A 15,359-nucleotide genomic window follows, 5' to 3' on the forward strand; every position below is an offset into this window, starting at 1 on the left:
CCACAAGGGAGGCGGACGAATCATGTATTGAGCCTACAGCACAAACAGGCAGACGACTTACATATTTATGACGATGTATTAGACTCCGACGTGTTTTGCAGCTGATCACGATCGGCGGGCGATCATCTCACCAATCAGCGTGGCAGTCCGACGAGCCCCATCGGCCGCGACGGGAATGCGCGGTCGCGCGTTCTTCTGATCAAGCCTGCGAATGGCCTGAGCCAGCTGCTCGCCGCCAAGCCCCTCTTCCGGCACCACTTCGGCAAAACCAAGCGCGGCCAGTTTTTGGGCTCTGACGGTTTGCTCGGTTTCTCCGCCGGAGGCGAAGGGAACGAGAACTGCTGCGCAATTTGCTCGCATGAGGTCGCCAACCGTATTGTAGCCGGCCTGCGAAATGGACAGCGTTGCATTCATCAGAAGATTGGGGAAATCCCGGCGGAAACGCACCAACGTCACATGCGCCGGCGTCAGGCCGGACAGGCGATCGAAATCCTCTTGCGGCAGGTTCGGGCCGGTGATCAGGCACCAGCTGCGCGGATCCTGCAGCAGCGCCTGTGCCTCAATTGCAGCGCCAATCAAAGCGGCGCCAACCGCACCACCGCCAGCCGACACGATGACATCGAAACGGTCTTGCGCCGGCTCGGGCGGCTCCGGAGCCACAAGGCCGGTGTAGTGCACTTTGTCGGCGATCCGTTGCGCCAACGGAAAGGTCTCCTCCAGCCGTACGAAATGGGGATCGCCATGCACCAGAACACCATCGAAATGGTCCTCGACAAGGCGAACCGTCTCTTCGTCCCGGCCAGGCTTTCGGTTTTCCTGCAGGATGTCGCGCACGCTGCTGAGCAGCAGCGGCCGGCGTGGCGCGGATTTGATCGCCTCGAGGAGCGGCAGAAGTTCGAACCGCATCTGGCGGCGCCCGAAGGGAAAGGCCTCGATCAGCACGACATCCGGATCACAGTCCCGGAAGGCCGACAGAAGGAGCTCAGTGCGTCTCGCCAGAAAGGCATCGTCCACCGGCACACCGTCGACATCCGCAAGCCCGGAAAAGCCGCTGTTCGAGGCGATCACCGGCGGCAGCTCGACATGGTTGAGCAAAGATCCGGGAAAGCCTTCGACCGGCTTTCCCCCGGTCACTATCGTCACTTCGAGACCGGTGGACTGCATGGCCGCGGCAATCCGGCTTGCCCGGACAATATGGCCGATCCCCAGCAGGTGCTGGACATAAAAGAAGACGCGTTTTTTCATCGGCACTCTATCCGCCATCAGCCCGCCCGCTCAGCTATCGCCCGACCAGCTTGCCTTGAACAGGCGGTCGAGGTCACGAATGCTGTTGTGATGATCGAAATCCCGGCGGACACGGTCTTCCGCGCTTGTCGCCAGCCGCCGGCGCAGATCCGGATCGCGGATCATCCGTTCCAGTGCAGCGGCAAGCGCATCGGGCTGCTCGGGCGCAACGAGAAGGCTGTTTTCCTCGGCCGCAAACAGTTCGATGATGCCGGAAACGGTGGTCGAGACGACGGGAAGCCCCTGGCTCGCCGCTTCGACCATCACGTTTGGCAGACCGTCGCGGTCGCCGTCGGCGGTGATGCGGCAGGCAAGCGCGAAAAGATCGCTGTCGCGGTAATGCTGCAGCACGTCCTTCTGGTCGAGCGCGCCCTTCCAGGTGATGCGCCCGGAGATATCCAGCGCTTCCGCCAACTGCTTCAGGCGGTGCAGCTCGTCACCGCCGCCGATATGGGTAAAGTGCCAGGCAAGCGCTTTCGGAAGCCGGGCGAGCGCCTGCAGAAGGACATCGTAGCCCTTCTTCTTCACCGCGCGTCCGACGCTCAAAATCCGGATTGGATCGGAAGCAGCGGAACCGTCGCGTGCCGGTCGCTCCCCCTCGAAATGCGGAAACCGATCAAGATCCAGGCCATGATAGCTGAGGTGAACATTGTTGCGGCCGCGCGACAGCTTGGTCAGCTGGTCAAACCCGACGCGGGTACAGGTCACCGCCCAGTCGGCGTCCTTGAGCTTCTCCCCCAGCTCCCAGTCCGGCGAGGTCCAGATATCCTTGGCATGGGCAGAGACCGTCCAGGACAGACCGCTCATCATCGCCGCATAACGTGCGACGGAGGCGGGTGTGTGGATGAAATGCACATGCAGCCAGCCGGCATCCTTCGGCCATTCGGCCACGAGGACGGCGGCCTGCCCGAACCGCCGGAAGCGGTTGCGCGAGACATCTCGCTTCAGGTCTTTCCAGAAGGCCTGAAGCGCAGCAGAAAATCCCGGCAGCTGTCGCACCTTTGCCAATGCCTTCAGCACCCGCAGCGGTTCTTCGTGCAGATATTCCGGCAGGTACCAGACGGGGGCCTGGATCTCATCATGGATGGGATGGCGCTTCTTGTCGGTCGGGCGACGCATCGCCACCAGTTCGAGGTCGAAGCCGGCACGCTCGAGACCGAGCAGTTCCTGCGCGATGAAGGTTTCCGACAGGCGCGGATAACCCTTCAGCAGAACCACGATCTTCTTCATCGAGGACATCCTCGATCAGCCCTGCGCCAGGAAGAGATGCGGACTGCCCTTTTCACGCAGCCAGCCCTCGACGATGCGGGAAATCGTCGGCAGCCCCTCCATCTGCAGACCCGGCGCGCTGACCGATGGCGGGTCACGCTGCAGCAGGTCCTTGATGGCCGCGGCAAAGCGGCTGCTGTCGGCCGAATCTTCAGCCGACAGCATGCTGATCAATCCGAGTTCCTGAGCCCGGGTCGCGCGGATCAACTGCTCCTCGCGCGGCTGCGTCCGTGGCACAATGAGCGCCGGCTTGTCGAAAGACAGGATCTCGCAATAGGTGTTGTAACCGCCCATGGCAATCACCGCCTTGGCCCCGGCGATGCGGTCCTCCAGGCGATTGTCGAATTCAAGAATTTCAAGATAAGGCTGACGCTGAGACGCCTCCCTGAAGTGGGCGCGCTGTTCTGCCGACATATAGGGGCCAAGAACGATTACCGCCTTCTGCGTCAGCGTCGGATCGGCTTCGTAGGCGGCAATTACGTCGCGCACCAGATCGGCGCCGTCACCGCCGCCACCGGTGGTGACGAGGATGTAATCCCCCTCTTCGGAACCGGGCACAACCGCCTCGGCATAGGATTTCCGCTGCAGGAAACCGACGAAATTCATCTTGTTGCGCACGCTCGCCGGCACATCGATGCCTGTCAGAGGGTCGTAGAAATCCGGCGGGCCGTAGATCCAGACATCGTCGTAGAGGTTGCCGATCTTCGGTAGCACATCATGACGTTTCCACTCCGCTTCGAGAAGGTGCGGTGCATCCATCACGTCACGTAGACCGAGCACCAGCGTCGTGCCGCGAGTCTTCAGATAGGCAAGCGTATCCTCCACCTCGCCACGCAGGCCAAGCGGTTCCTTGTCGATGATGAAAATGTCCGGCTCGAAGGTCTCGGCCGTGTGGCGGATGATCGACTGGCGCATCTTCAGGGTCTCCTGAAGATCGATGTGCTGATCCATGGAGGTATATTCGCCGTTACGTAGCTTGATGACGCTCGGGATCTTCACGAAATCGACGCGCGCGCGGTAATCGAAGGCGCCGGCAATCGTCGCGCCGGAGATGATCAGTACGTTCAACCCGCGAAAATCCTCGACCAACGAATGCGCAATCGTGCGACAGCGGCGAAGATGGCCGAGCCCGAATGTGTCGTGGCTGTACATCAGGATGCGGGCGTTTCGTCTCGGCATACTCTGTCTTCTCCTTCGAATTCCAAGTGCCGGACACGCCTCCCCGCGCAATCCGAGTATCTCATTTGTACGGGTCGGCCGCATCTCTAAGACCATCGCCAAGGAAATTGAAGGCGAGGATCACGAAAATGACCGGTATAACCGGGAACAGAAGCCACGGATAAAGTGCAAGCACACTCACCGACCGCGCCTCTGTCAGAAGCACGCCCCAGCTGGTGATCGGCGGCCTCAGGCCCAAACCTAGGAAGCTGAGGGTGGTTTCGCCAAGGATCATTCCCGGAATTGTGAGCGTGGCGCTCGCAATCAGATGCGACATGAAGCCGGGCACCAGATGCCGCCCGATGATCCGCGCACTGCCGGCCCCCATCAGCTGCGCGGCGAGCACATAATCCTCTTCGCGCAGCGCCAGAAGCTTGGAGCGGACGGCGCGTGCAAGCCCCGTCCAGTCGAGCAGACCCAGAATGAAGGTAATGCCGAGATAAACGAGCAGCGGGCTCCAGTCGACCGGCATGATGGCGGCGAGTGCCAGCCACAACGGGATCGTTGGAATGGATTGCAGCACTTCGATGACGCGCTGGACCACGAGGTCGAACCAGCCGCCCCAATAACCGGCAAGTCCGCCGATCACAATGCCGAGAACGAAGCTGGTCATGACGCCAAGCAGGCCGATGGTGAGCGAAATCCGCGCGCCATACAAAACGCGGGAAAAAATATCCCGTCCCAGGCGGTCGGTTCCCAACAGGAAGAAGTGGCCGTTTTCCGCCGGACAGACAAAATGCAGGTCCGCTTCGAACAGCCCCCAGAACCGGTAGGGCTCGCCCGAACAGAAGAAGCGCAGCTTCTGGATGTCGGTCTTGTCGTCGGTGTAGACGCGCCTGAGCGTCTGCATGTCGAGCGTCATCGCCTGGCCGTAGACGAAGGGACCGACGAACTCGCCATCATGGAAGAGATGCACCGATTGCGGCGGCGCAAAGATGAAGTCCATGTTGCGGGTATGGACCTTGTAGGGCGCCAGGAACTCGGCAATGGCGATCATCAGATAGGCGATGAGCAGTGCAATGCCTGATATCAGCGCCAGCCGGTGTCGCTTGAAGCGCCACCACATCAACTTCAATTGCGAGGCCTGATCGGCCACCGAGCCTGAGCTTGAGATATCGTCGGCATAGGGGTCGAAAGCGTCCTGCCGCACGAAATGCGGCAGGGTATCCGATGTCTCCGGCGCACGTGTCGTCACTTGGTGCTTCCTCCCTGCAGACGGATGCGCGGGTCAAGCAGCGCAAGGGCGATATCGGAGATCAGCACGCCGATCACGGTGAGGAAGGCCAGGAACATCAGGAAGGAACCCGCAAGATACATGTCCTGGCTTTGCAGGGCGCGGATCAGCATCGGGCCGGTGGTTTCGAGCGACAGCACGACCGCAGTAATTTCCGCACCGGAAATAACCGCCGGCAGGATGGAGCCGATGTCGGAGATGAAGAAGTTCAAGGACATGCGCAGCGGATATTTGACGAGGCGGCGGAACGGATGCAGGCCCTTCGCCTTGGCGGTCATCACATACTGTTTGTGCAGTTCGTCGAGCAGGTTGGCCCGCACACGGCGCACCATGGACGCTGTCCCTGCGGTACCGATGATGATCACCGGGATCCACAGGTGTTCAAGGATCGACTTGAACTTGTCCCAGCTCATCGGCTCGTTGAGATATTTCTGGTCCATCAAATGGCCGATGGAGGTGCCGAACCAGATGTTGGCGAGATACATCAGCACCAGCGCCAGCACGAAATTGGGCACGGCAAGGCCAATCAGCCCGAGAAGCGTCAAGCCATAGTCGCCCCAGCTGTATTGGTGGGTCGCGGAATAGATGCCGATCGGAAAGGCGATCAGCCAGGTGAGGATGATCGTCACGGTCGATACGAGGATCGTCAGCCATAACCGGTCGCCCACCACGTCGGAGACCGGCAGCCGGTATTCGAAGGAGTAACCGAAGTCGCCGACGAACATGCCGCCGACCCAGTTCAGGTAACGGATGGGAAGCGGCTGATCGAAACCGTATTGCGCCCGCAACTGCTCGATCTGCTCCATGTCGGCCTTTTCGCCGATGGCTTTCAGCTCTTCCACATAACTTTCGAAGTAATCACCCGGCGGCAATTCGATGATCGTGAAGATCAGCATCGAGATCAGCAACAGCGTCGGGATCATCACCAGCATGCGCCAGAGAATGTAACGGATAAACTCACGCATTGCTGTCGTACCAGAATGTGTCGGGCATATAGACCCCGAGATAGGAGAGCGGATCGTAACCGTAGAGCCCGTCCTTCGGCACGTTGCGTAGATGCTCGGCATGAACGATGGGCTGCAGCGTGGCGTTGACCGTGCCGATGGTAAAGACCTGATCGGTATAAAGCGCCAGCATCTGGTGCCAGATCCCGGCCCGTTCAGTAGCGTTCGGCGCCTTCTGCCACGCGGTCAGAAGCTCGAGCAGGCGTGCGGCTTCAGGCATGTCTGGCGCGCGCCCGTCGCTTCCGCCGGACATGCTGTGCAGGCCCCAGAGCGGCCAATGCTGATGATCATCGCTGGTCGGTGCCAGATCCTTCGGTGACATGTCGGCGGTCGGAATGCCGTTGTCGATGCCCTGGCCGACGGTCATGATGGTGTCGCCGCCCTTCAGGCGCCGGCGCAACAGTTCGCGTTGGGAGACGCGTACGAAAATCTTGATGCCGATCTCGGCCCAGTAGTCGCGGATCAGTTCGAGAACATCGGCCTCGACGCTGTTTTCGCCGGCAGATTCCACCGTCACTTTGGCCGGACGCCCATCGGACAGAATGCGCGTGCCATAACTGTCCCGTTCGGTGAGCCCCACCTCGTCCAGCAGACGACTGGCTTCGACCGGATTGAACGCGGCCCAGGCATCCCGATAGTCCGGCCGGAAGAGCGGGCTCGCCGGCAGGATCGTATTGGCGCTTTCCTTGGCAAGACCGAAGAACACCGCCTTGTTGATTTCCTTGCGGTTGATCGCGAGCGAAAGAGCCCGCCTCACCCGCACATCCCGCCACAGATTGCGCCAGACCTCGTCCTTGCAGTTGAGATTGGGAAACATGCAGACGCGCGACCCCTGGATGCGCTTCCACAGGTCCACCGTCAGCGGATACCGCTGCTCCGCATTCTTCAGAAAGGTGTAATCGGCGAAATCCAGGTTGGAAAACTGCAGATCGCTTTCGCCTGTGCCGGTCTTTGCCGCAATCAGATCCGGCGAGCCGACGTCCATCAGGATGCGATCGACATAGGGCAGTTGCTGCCCCTTTTCGTCGACACGGTGATAATAGGGGTTACGTTCGAAGATGAAACGGCCAGAGGGTGGCGTCGTCCTGTTGCACCAGGCATCGAGCGTCGGCAGATCCGGATTTTCGGGACGCACCGTGCGCGACATGCGCTGGAAGAGCGCCACCCAATCCTTGACCCGTTCACGAGCCACGAATTCGTCCAGCTTTTCCTTCGTCTGGTACCTCTTGTGGAACTGCCGCAGATAGGCCGCCGGCATCATCAGCCTCAACGGCGAGGCCGAGGCGACATCGGTCAGGAAATCCGGATTGGGTTCGTCCCAGGAATAGCGTACCGTCAGAGGATCGAGCACCTCGAAACGGGGACCTTTGCCGTGAACCTTCAGATTGGCGGGTATTCCCCCCTTGTAGAGGTCCTTGAAGTTGAACATGTCCTCCCAGACGAAACGGAAATCCTCCGCGGTGAAGGGAGAACCGTCCGACCAGCGATGGCCTTCGCGCAGTCTGAAGGTGAAGACACGTTCGTCCTGAACCTCGAAACTTTCAGCGAGATCCGGCTCGAATTCCAGCCGTTCGTTGAAGCCGACCAGGCGGGCATAGGAGATGACCGGCATATAGCGGATGTCGCGCTGGCCGCCGATCAGCATGCGGATCGATCCGCCATGGCGACCGGTCAGTTTGCCGCGTGCGGCAAGATCCACGACCCGCGGTGTCTTCGGCAGTCGTTCGGCGATGGGCGGCAAGGCCCCCGCCGCCTCCATCGTCTCGATGTAGTCGGATTCCAGATAGGCCGAAAACGCTTGTTTCGGAATGAACGTGCCAGCCAGAAGGGCAAGCGCCTGGCGTCGTGTTATCATGGCTGCAACTCCCGCGCATCGACATTGCGGCGTGCCAGCACAAGATGTCCGCCGCCCAGATCGGCATGGGTAAGATCACTTGCGTCTTCCGCGAGGAACTGGCGGGCCCATTCCTTTTTGGCAACCGAACTCGGCGTGCCGACCGCGGCGAAATCCAGCGGACGATCAAGGTTTGGCACGGGCACGGCCGCCAGCAGCTTTTTCGTGTAGGGATGCACCGGTTGGCGCATGATCACGTCGCAGGGGGCAATCTCGACGATCCGGCCGGCATACATCACAGCAACGCGGTCGGCCATGTAGTTCACCACGGCGAGGTTGTGGGAAATGAAGAGATAGGTCAGCCCGAGATCCCGCTTCAGATCCTTCATCAGGTTGAGGATCTGCGCCTGGATTGACACATCGAGCGCCGAGACGGGTTCGTCGCAGATCAGCAGGTTGGGGCTGAGCGCCAGCGCTCTGGCAATGCCGATCCTCTGGCGCTGGCCGCCGGAAAAGCTATGCGGGTAACGGGAAAGCGCGCTTTCCGGCAGACCGATCGCCCGCACCAGCCGGTTGACTGCATCCTGACGGGCCTTGTTATCGCCGCGCCGGTGGATCTCCAGGGGCTCGGCGACGATGTTGCGAATCGTCATGCGCGGGGACAGCGAAGAGACCGGGTCCTGGAACACCATCTGGATGCGCTTGCGCAGCGTCTCGAGTTCCTCACCCTCCGCTTTCAGCACGTCGATCGGCCGATCTTCGCCAAGATAAGCGATTTCGCCCGCGTCGGCCGTCACGCCGCGCATCAGGATCTTGCTGAGGGTCGTCTTGCCGCAGCCGCTTTCGCCAACAAGACCCAGCGTCTCGCCGCGCATGATGTCGAAGCTGACATCGTTGACCGCCAGCATCGGCGGGGGCGGCGCGAGACCGAAACCGCCGCCACGCTTGGAGTGGAAGGATTTCACCACGTTGCGAACGCTCAGAAGAACCGGGGACGCACCCGCGGTGACCTGGCATTTTTCCAGAAGCCCGGCGGTTTCGACACGGATTTCGCGAAGCGGCTTCAGCCGCTCGTCGCGTGCCATGCCGAAATCCGGGACGGCATTCATCAGGCCCTGCGTATAGGGATGGCTGGGATTGCGGAAAATCGCTTCGACCGGCCCGGCCTCCATCACCTCGCCGCGATAAACGACGACCACCTCGTCGGCCATGCTCGCCACCACGCCGAGATCATGGGTGATCAGCAGCATGGCCATGCCGAGTTTGGACTGCAGTTCGCGCAGAAGCTTCAGGATCTGCGCCTGGATGGTGACGTCGAGCGCGGTCGTCGGCTCGTCGGCGATCAGGAGCGACGGCTTGCAGATCAGCGCCATCGCGATCATCGCCCGCTGCCGCATGCCGCCGGAGAGTTCGAACGGATACATGTCGAAGGCGCGTGCCGGATCCGAAAAGCCGACGAGGCCAAGCATTTCCTCGCAGCGTTCTCTCCGTTCCTTCGGTGACAGCACCGAATGGATCTTCAGGCTTTCCTCGATCTGGTTGCCCACGGTGTGCATGGGCGAAAACGAGGTCATCGGCTCCTGGAAGATCATGCCGATACGGTTGCCGCGAATGGCGCGGATCTTGCGGCTGTCCTTCGGCAGTTTCAGAAGATCGATCTGCTCGCCCGTCTCCGGATCGGTAAAGACCGCGCTGCCCGCCACGCGGGCCACCTCGGATTCGATACCAATGACGGTGCGGCCAAGCACGGATTTTCCCGAACCGGATTCCCCCACCAGAGCCGTCACCTTGCCGGGGCGCAAACGCATGCTGATGCCCCGGACGGCCCTGATCTCTCCACCCATCACCGGAAAGGAGACCGCAAGATCATCAACACGGAGCAGATCCGAGCGTTCAGTCATCAAATTATGTTCCCGAAGCCGCCCGGCATCCCGCCCAGGCAAGCCTGTCCCCAGTGTTTCTTAAGACCGTATCGCAGCGTCTTGCTCATGTCTATGATCAACGACTACATCACCGACCGGTCCACCAACGCATTGATCTGATTCAAGAACCCTATCCGGAAGATGACAATTCCTCAAAAATACAGGCAAAGCTTGTCAATTCATGCGCAATTGCAACATCAATCGGTCCAACAACCTCAAGGACGATCAATGAGACGGGAAGGACGACGTCGATGAACCGCCGGCAGAGCCTGTTGGAGATCCGTGCGGCGATCGCGGTCGGTGACCATGCGCTGGCGCGAGCAAAACTCGATGCCCTTTCGGCCGAAAAGGATCCTGATGACGAGCTCGGGCACACAACGCTGCTCGGTCTTCCGCGCAAGCTGCATTCTGCCTACCTGAAACTCGCCAAGGCCGAGAAGCGGACGCTGGAGCGCATGGGTCTGCAGCAGACCCTGGTACCGCCGCCCGATCTTCTGGCGCCCTTCGTTGCCTTTTCAAGTGACGAACGCCGCGCCATGAACGCGGCGAATCGTACGCCGGTGCCGCCGGTCCTGCACCAGATCTGGATCGGTAGCCTGCCGCTGCCACCCGGCATCGAAGCCTGGCGGGATCATGCAGGGCGGCACGGGCTGGAATACCGGCTGTGGCGCGAGGACGATCTGGCGGCGATCGGCGTCAACGACCATCCGACCTTTGCCCATATGCTGGCGGCCGGCGACTATCCGGGTGCCGTCGATATCGCCCGATATGTGGTGCTGGCAAGTGTGGGCGGCATCTACCTCGATTGCGACTGGTACCCCGCCCGCGACGACCTGAGTTTTGCCGACCTCCTGCCCCTCACAGGGCTCTCGGCGCTTGCCGAGGACATCCCGCGCGAGACGGGAATGGGCAGCCTGCTGCTGACGAACTCCTTCATCGCGACGCCTGCGAACCATCCGGTTTTCGACAGGCTGCTAACAATCCTGCCTGACGTGACGCGGCTGCTGCCGGATGGACCGGCCTGGTGGTCAACCGGACCGCTGATCATGACGCTGCTTTTCCGCGGCACGACATTCCACGTTCCGGACGCCCGGTTTGTTGCCGCCAACCTTGGCCGCCGCGCGCCCTTCACCGAGGTCGAACAGTCCCGAAAGAACGCTCGCGATCAGGATCGCGGGCTGCTGATCGGCTGGAAGTCCTGGTAGCCGGCCTCAGGCGCCGAGCAGATCCGGTGCGCTTGCCCAGCGACAGGCGGGGTGAGCGGCCGTCAATGCAAAAAGCCGATCCAGAAAGGCCCAGGCCTGGTCGTCATGCACCAGATGGTGTGTCAACACGCCAATCGCGCGCACCGGCCGATCACTTTCGAGGTAGGACAAGATCTCGGCAAACAGATCCTCGGCGGGTCGCCCGCCGCGGGTCCCATGCCAGTCCATGATGTCGACATGGGTGTTGAGAACGCGAACCGCCGCCGGTTTCTCGCGCCCGAAGACGGACAGGCTGGTGAAACCAAGCGCCGGCAGCGCCTCAACGATCTCCGGCGCGATGCGGTTCCAGGGGGGCACCAGCATGGCAATGAACTGCGGCCCATACAGGGCTTGCAGCTTTGCAAAGCCTTGTCGCAACTCGCCGAGAACCTCCGCCATCGGTCGGTGAAGGCCGAGTTCCTGGTTCTTGGCGGGCGGTTCGGAATAGCTTCGATGCGACCAGCCATGCACGGCAATCGACACATGCGGCTCCGGTTGCAGATATTGCTTCAGAGGCTCGTCGGTGTTTTCCGGAATGACTGCGAGCGTCAGTGGCACGCCTGCATCCCGCGTCAGCGCCAGGAGGCGATCAAGCGCCGGCGTTGGGACAACGGCATCGTCGTCCCGCAACCAGAAGGTCGCCATCCTGCCCCCGTCCGCCCAGTGGTCAAGCAGAGCCATCAGCCGTGTTTCGCTCATCGTCATTCCTTCACAACCGAGCGCAATATCCGGTCGAGCGTTTCGCTCGCGCCATCCAGCGACCGCTCGAGCGTCACGAATTGCCGCGCCGCATTGGCATAGATCTGTCGCCGCGCCGGATCACGCAGCAGCTGGCGGATCGCGTCCGCATAGATCATCGGATCGCCGGGCGCCGTCAGAAGACCGGTCCGCTCATGCAGCACCACTTCCGGCACGCCGGCAACCGCCTCAGCGACGACGGGAAGCCGCGCCGCCTGGGCCTCAAGATAGGCAAGCCCATAGGCCTCGCCGTGGCCCGGCCAGACGTAGAGGCAGGCGGAGGATAGAACGGCGCCGATCTCCGCGGACTTCAATTCTCCGTGCCAACGCAGGCGTTCCGCGGGAATTGTTGCAAAGAGGCGTTCGACAGCGGTCCGCTCCGGCCCATCGCCGACAAGGCTCAAGGTCCAGTCTTCGTCAAGAAGATACGACAGTGCCGCCGCCAGCGCCGTGTAACTGCTGAACTTGTCTCCGGGCCGCATCATTGCGACCGTGACGAGATGTCCAGCTTCCGGCTGCGGTTTGGTGGCGAGGAACGGCGCTGCGTCGATGAATGGCGAAAGCCGCTCCAGGCGCGCCTCCGGCACGGCCTGTTGTAATCCGCGCCGATCCCGCTCGGTCAGGCAGAGATTGACCGCCGCCTGTTTTACGCCATCCCGCACCAGCGCCTGTGACTGGGCCCAGCCGCCGATGTTGCGCCGGTCGGAATAGGAGCATTCGGCCGTGACATAGGGAATGGCGAATGCGTTGCAGAGCAGCGGCCCCAGGCGATCCGGTGCCTTGTAATAGGGATGGTAACAGAACCAGAGATCCGGTGCGCCATTCCCCCGCCACTCCGCCGCAATCCGCTCCCGTTCCGCTGCCGCCTCCGTTTCCTGGTCGGCCGGCACGTCTGATGACGCGCTGTAGGCCCGCAACTGCGAGACGACCTCCACCACATGACCGGCCTGCCGCAAGGCGCGCAGCAGCTGCCGTGCCATCAACCGATCCCCGGAGGGAACCGGGTGGTCGGGCGATTTCAGAGGGGCGTAAAAGGCGATCTTCATGTCGCAGAGATAGGGCGAAGCGACGCACAGATTGCAAGAGCCACCCCTCGTTTTTCTTGCGGAGCAGGGTCGTCCTTCGCCCCGTTGGACTGCATCCGTCACGCCCTATCGAACAGCCGTGAAGCGGCGTGATCTTGACAGTCGGGCCTCGGCCACTCAACTGAGCAACCGGAACAGATCGATCAAAGGTGATGTGCGCGTGGACCAGGAACACAACAAGCAGACGGAACTTCTGGCCGCCATTCAGACCAAAACCGCAAAAGCGGGCGTGATCGGGCTGGGTTATGTCGGCCTGCCCCTGGCGATGAGCATGTCGCGCGCCGGTTTTTCCGTGCTCGGCTTCGATATCGACCCGGACAAGATCACCGAGATCGACCGCCACAAGAGCTATATCGACGCGGTGTCGGATGCCGTGCTCGCCAAGGAACATGGCGAAGGACGCTTTGCCGCGACCTGCGATTTCGACCGGCTTGCCGAATGTGACGTGATTGCCATCTGCGTGCCCACCCCGTTGACGCGCTACCGCGATCCGGACCTCACCTATGTGGAAAACACCTGCCGGGACATCGCGCGTCGCTTGAGACCCGGCCAGTTGATCGTGCTCGAATCAACCACCTATCCCGGCACGACCGAAGAGGTGATGAAGCCGATCCTCGAAAAGACCGGACTGAAGGCGGGCAGGGATTTTTATCTCGGTTATTCGCCCGAACGCGAAGATCCGGGCAATCGCGATTTCGAAACCTCGACCATTCCCAAGGTGGTTGCTGGCGATGGCGAATTTGCTGCAGAACTGATGCGGGCCTTTTACGGCGCCGTCGTCAAAACCATTGTTCCGGTGTCCTGCACCCGCACGGCGGAAGCCGTGAAGCTGACGGAGAACATTTTCCGGGCGGTCAACATCGCTCTCGTCAACGAGTTGAAGCTCGTCTACGACGCGATGGGCATCGACGTCTGGGAGGTGATCGACGCGGCCAAGACAAAACCCTTCGGCTACATGCCCTTTTATCCGGGGCCGGGCCTTGGCGGACACTGCATTCCGATCGATCCCTTTTACCTCACCTGGAAATCGCGCGAATTCGAGCAGCCGACCCGGTTCATCGAGCTTGCGGGCGAGATCAACACGGGCATGCCGCGCCATGTGGTGGAAAAGCTCGCCGAAGCGCTCGATCGGCGTCTTGGCCGGGCGCTCAGTCGATCGAAGGTGCTGATCATCGGGCTCGCCTACAAGAAAAACGTGCCGGACATCCGCGAAAGCCCGTCGCTCCGGCTGATGGAACTGCTTCTGGAGCGCGGCGCCGATGTCTCCTATCATGATCCCTTCATTGCCGAGGTTCCGCGCACCCGCGAATACGGCCACCTCAAGGGACGCCGCTCCGTTGAGCTTTCGCCGGAAGCGCTGGCCGGCTTTGATGCTGTGGTAATTGCCACCGACCATGACCGGATCGACTACGCGGCACTCGCCGAGGCATCGTCGCTGATCGTCGATACCCGCAACATATTTGCCCGTCGCGCCATCGTGTCGGACAAGGTCGTCAAGGCCTGAGAAAAAACGGCCACGGCCAGGAGACGGATGTGAGCAGACTGGACAGTTTTATCAACCGCATGAGCGCGCAGCGCGACATGCTGAACCACGTGCGCGACAATTGCGCCCTGCCCGATGGTGGCATGATCTTCGAGATCGGCCTCGGCAATGGCCGCACCTTCAGCCATCTGCGGGAGAACTTCCCGGACCGGCGCATCGTCGCCTTCGACCGCAAGCTTGCATCACATGCCGCCGGCACGCCGGATCCGCAGGATTTTGTGGAGGGCGAGATCCGCGAGACCGGTCAGGCCTTTGTCGGCTCCAATGCAGCGCTCGTCCATGCCGATATCGGCACGGGTTATGACGACAAGGATGCGATGACGCTGACCTGGCTGCCACAGATGGTGGCCGGCATGCTGGCCTCCGGCGGTTACGCCGTCAGCGGCCTGCCCCTCAGCCATCCGGATCTGGAAGAACTCCCGCGCCTGCCGACAGTGCAGGAAGGCCGCTATTTCCACTACCGTCGCCGGTAGTGGAACGACAGCAGACATTTGCGGTCACAAAACTGTGGATAACCGATCAGTGGGCCGGTTCGAGCAGGCCGACCGGCCGTTTTTCGACGCGGGCGGCCTGATCCCGCAGGGTTTCCGCCAGCGCACGGCTGACCTCGATTCCCATGCGCGGATTGTCGGCCATCACCTTCAGGAAACAGTCCTTGCCGATCCGCAGCGCTTCGACGTCGGTCACGGCTCGTGCATGGGCAAGCCGTGGCGCATCGCCCAGCAGGCACATCTCACCGATGATTGAATTGGAGGTCGCGGTTCCAACCACATTTTCGCCCGAAGGCGAGGTTACCGAGAGTTCCACGGTACCCTGGATGATCACATAGGCGCTGTCAGAGGCATCGCCACAGCGGAAGATGGTCTCGCCCGGATGATAACAGACCCTCGCGGAGGTAAACGCGAGGAGCTTCAGCTTGCACGGGTCGATCCTGCTGAAATAGGGGACCTGGCGAAGAAGCTGTACCTCGTCGTTCAGCAGCAT

General features: G+C 61.5%; 13 protein-coding genes. 3 read left to right on the forward strand and 10 right to left on the reverse strand.

Annotated features, from left to right (window positions below; genetic code table 11):
* Positions 1 to 105: 105 nt before the first annotated feature.
* From OU993_RS15915 to OU993_RS15945, 7 genes are all read right to left on the reverse strand, one after another.
* Entirely contained in the window at positions 106 to 1,263 is a 1,158-nt protein-coding gene (locus OU993_RS15915) for a glycosyltransferase family protein (protein WP_268159014.1), read from the reverse strand.
* Between the two features lie 12 nt (positions 1,264 to 1,275).
* A complete protein-coding gene (locus OU993_RS15920) occupies positions 1,276 to 2,523 on the reverse strand; it encodes a glycosyltransferase family 4 protein (RefSeq protein ID WP_268159015.1) in 1,248 nt (415 codons plus the stop codon).
* Positions 2,524 to 2,529: 6 nt separating this feature from the next.
* Complete coding sequence (locus tag OU993_RS15925; protein WP_268159017.1) at positions 2,530 to 3,732, reverse strand: glycosyltransferase family protein; 1,203 nt, start codon at positions 3,730 to 3,732, stop codon at positions 2,530 to 2,532.
* Positions 3,733 to 3,793: 61 nt separating this feature from the next.
* Positions 3,794 to 4,966, reverse strand: a complete 1,173-nt coding sequence (locus OU993_RS15930) for an ABC transporter permease (protein WP_268159019.1) — start codon at positions 4,964 to 4,966, stop codon at positions 3,794 to 3,796.
* Complete coding sequence (locus OU993_RS15935; protein WP_268159021.1) at positions 4,963 to 5,970, reverse strand: ABC transporter permease; 1,008 nt, start codon at positions 5,968 to 5,970, stop codon at positions 4,963 to 4,965. The genes OU993_RS15930 and OU993_RS15935 overlap by 4 nt, the downstream gene beginning before the upstream one ends.
* On the reverse strand, positions 5,963 to 7,864 hold the full coding sequence (locus OU993_RS15940) for an ABC transporter substrate-binding protein (RefSeq protein WP_268159023.1): 1,902 nt from the start codon (positions 7,862 to 7,864) through the stop codon (positions 5,963 to 5,965). Before OU993_RS15940 ends, OU993_RS15935 begins: the two co-directional genes overlap by 8 nt.
* The gene (locus tag OU993_RS15945; RefSeq protein ID WP_268159025.1) at positions 7,861 to 9,744 is read right to left on the reverse strand and encodes an ABC transporter ATP-binding protein; all 1,884 of its coding nucleotides are present in this window, start codon (positions 9,742 to 9,744) and stop codon (positions 7,861 to 7,863) included. Before OU993_RS15945 ends, OU993_RS15940 begins: the two co-directional genes overlap by 4 nt.
* Positions 9,745 to 10,016: 272 nt before the next feature.
* Between OU993_RS15945 and OU993_RS15950 the strand changes: the two genes are divergently transcribed.
* The gene (locus OU993_RS15950) at positions 10,017 to 10,970 is read left to right on the forward strand and encodes a glycosyltransferase family 32 protein (RefSeq protein ID WP_268159026.1); all 954 of its coding nucleotides are present in this window, start codon (positions 10,017 to 10,019) and stop codon (positions 10,968 to 10,970) included.
* 6 nt (positions 10,971 to 10,976) lie between these two features.
* Here OU993_RS15950 and OU993_RS15955 read toward each other — a convergent pair whose 3' ends face one another.
* Both OU993_RS15955 and OU993_RS15960 read right to left on the reverse strand, forming a co-directional pair.
* The gene (locus OU993_RS15955) at positions 10,977 to 11,708 is read right to left on the reverse strand and encodes a polysaccharide deacetylase family protein (protein WP_268159028.1); all 732 of its coding nucleotides are present in this window, start codon (positions 11,706 to 11,708) and stop codon (positions 10,977 to 10,979) included.
* 2 nt (positions 11,709 to 11,710) lie between these two features.
* Entirely contained in the window at positions 11,711 to 12,793 is a 1,083-nt protein-coding gene (locus OU993_RS15960) for a glycosyltransferase family 4 protein (RefSeq protein ID WP_268159030.1), read from the reverse strand.
* A 199-nt stretch (positions 12,794 to 12,992) separates the two neighbouring features.
* Here OU993_RS15960 and OU993_RS15965 point away from each other — a divergent pair, with 199 nt between their 5' ends.
* Together OU993_RS15965 and OU993_RS15970 are read left to right on the forward strand one after the other, a co-directional pair.
* Positions 12,993 to 14,336 carry a nucleotide sugar dehydrogenase gene (locus tag OU993_RS15965; protein ID WP_268159032.1) on the forward strand — a complete coding sequence of 448 codons (1,344 nt, stop codon included), beginning with the start codon at positions 12,993 to 12,995 and terminating at the stop codon, positions 14,334 to 14,336.
* A 29-nt stretch (positions 14,337 to 14,365) separates the two neighbouring features.
* Entirely contained in the window at positions 14,366 to 14,848 is a 483-nt protein-coding gene (locus OU993_RS15970; RefSeq protein ID WP_268159034.1) for a class I SAM-dependent methyltransferase, read from the forward strand.
* Between the two features lie 46 nt (positions 14,849 to 14,894).
* On the opposite strand, the gene OU993_RS15975 is transcribed toward OU993_RS15970, so the two are convergent.
* Positions 14,895 to 15,359 (reverse strand): cyclic nucleotide-binding domain-containing protein, encoded by a 465-nt coding sequence (locus tag OU993_RS15975; RefSeq protein ID WP_268159036.1) that lies wholly within the window; start codon positions 15,357 to 15,359, stop codon positions 14,895 to 14,897.

This window comes from Rhizobium sp. SL86, assembly GCF_026672545.1.
GTDB lineage: Bacteria > Pseudomonadota > Alphaproteobacteria > Rhizobiales > Rhizobiaceae > Neorhizobium.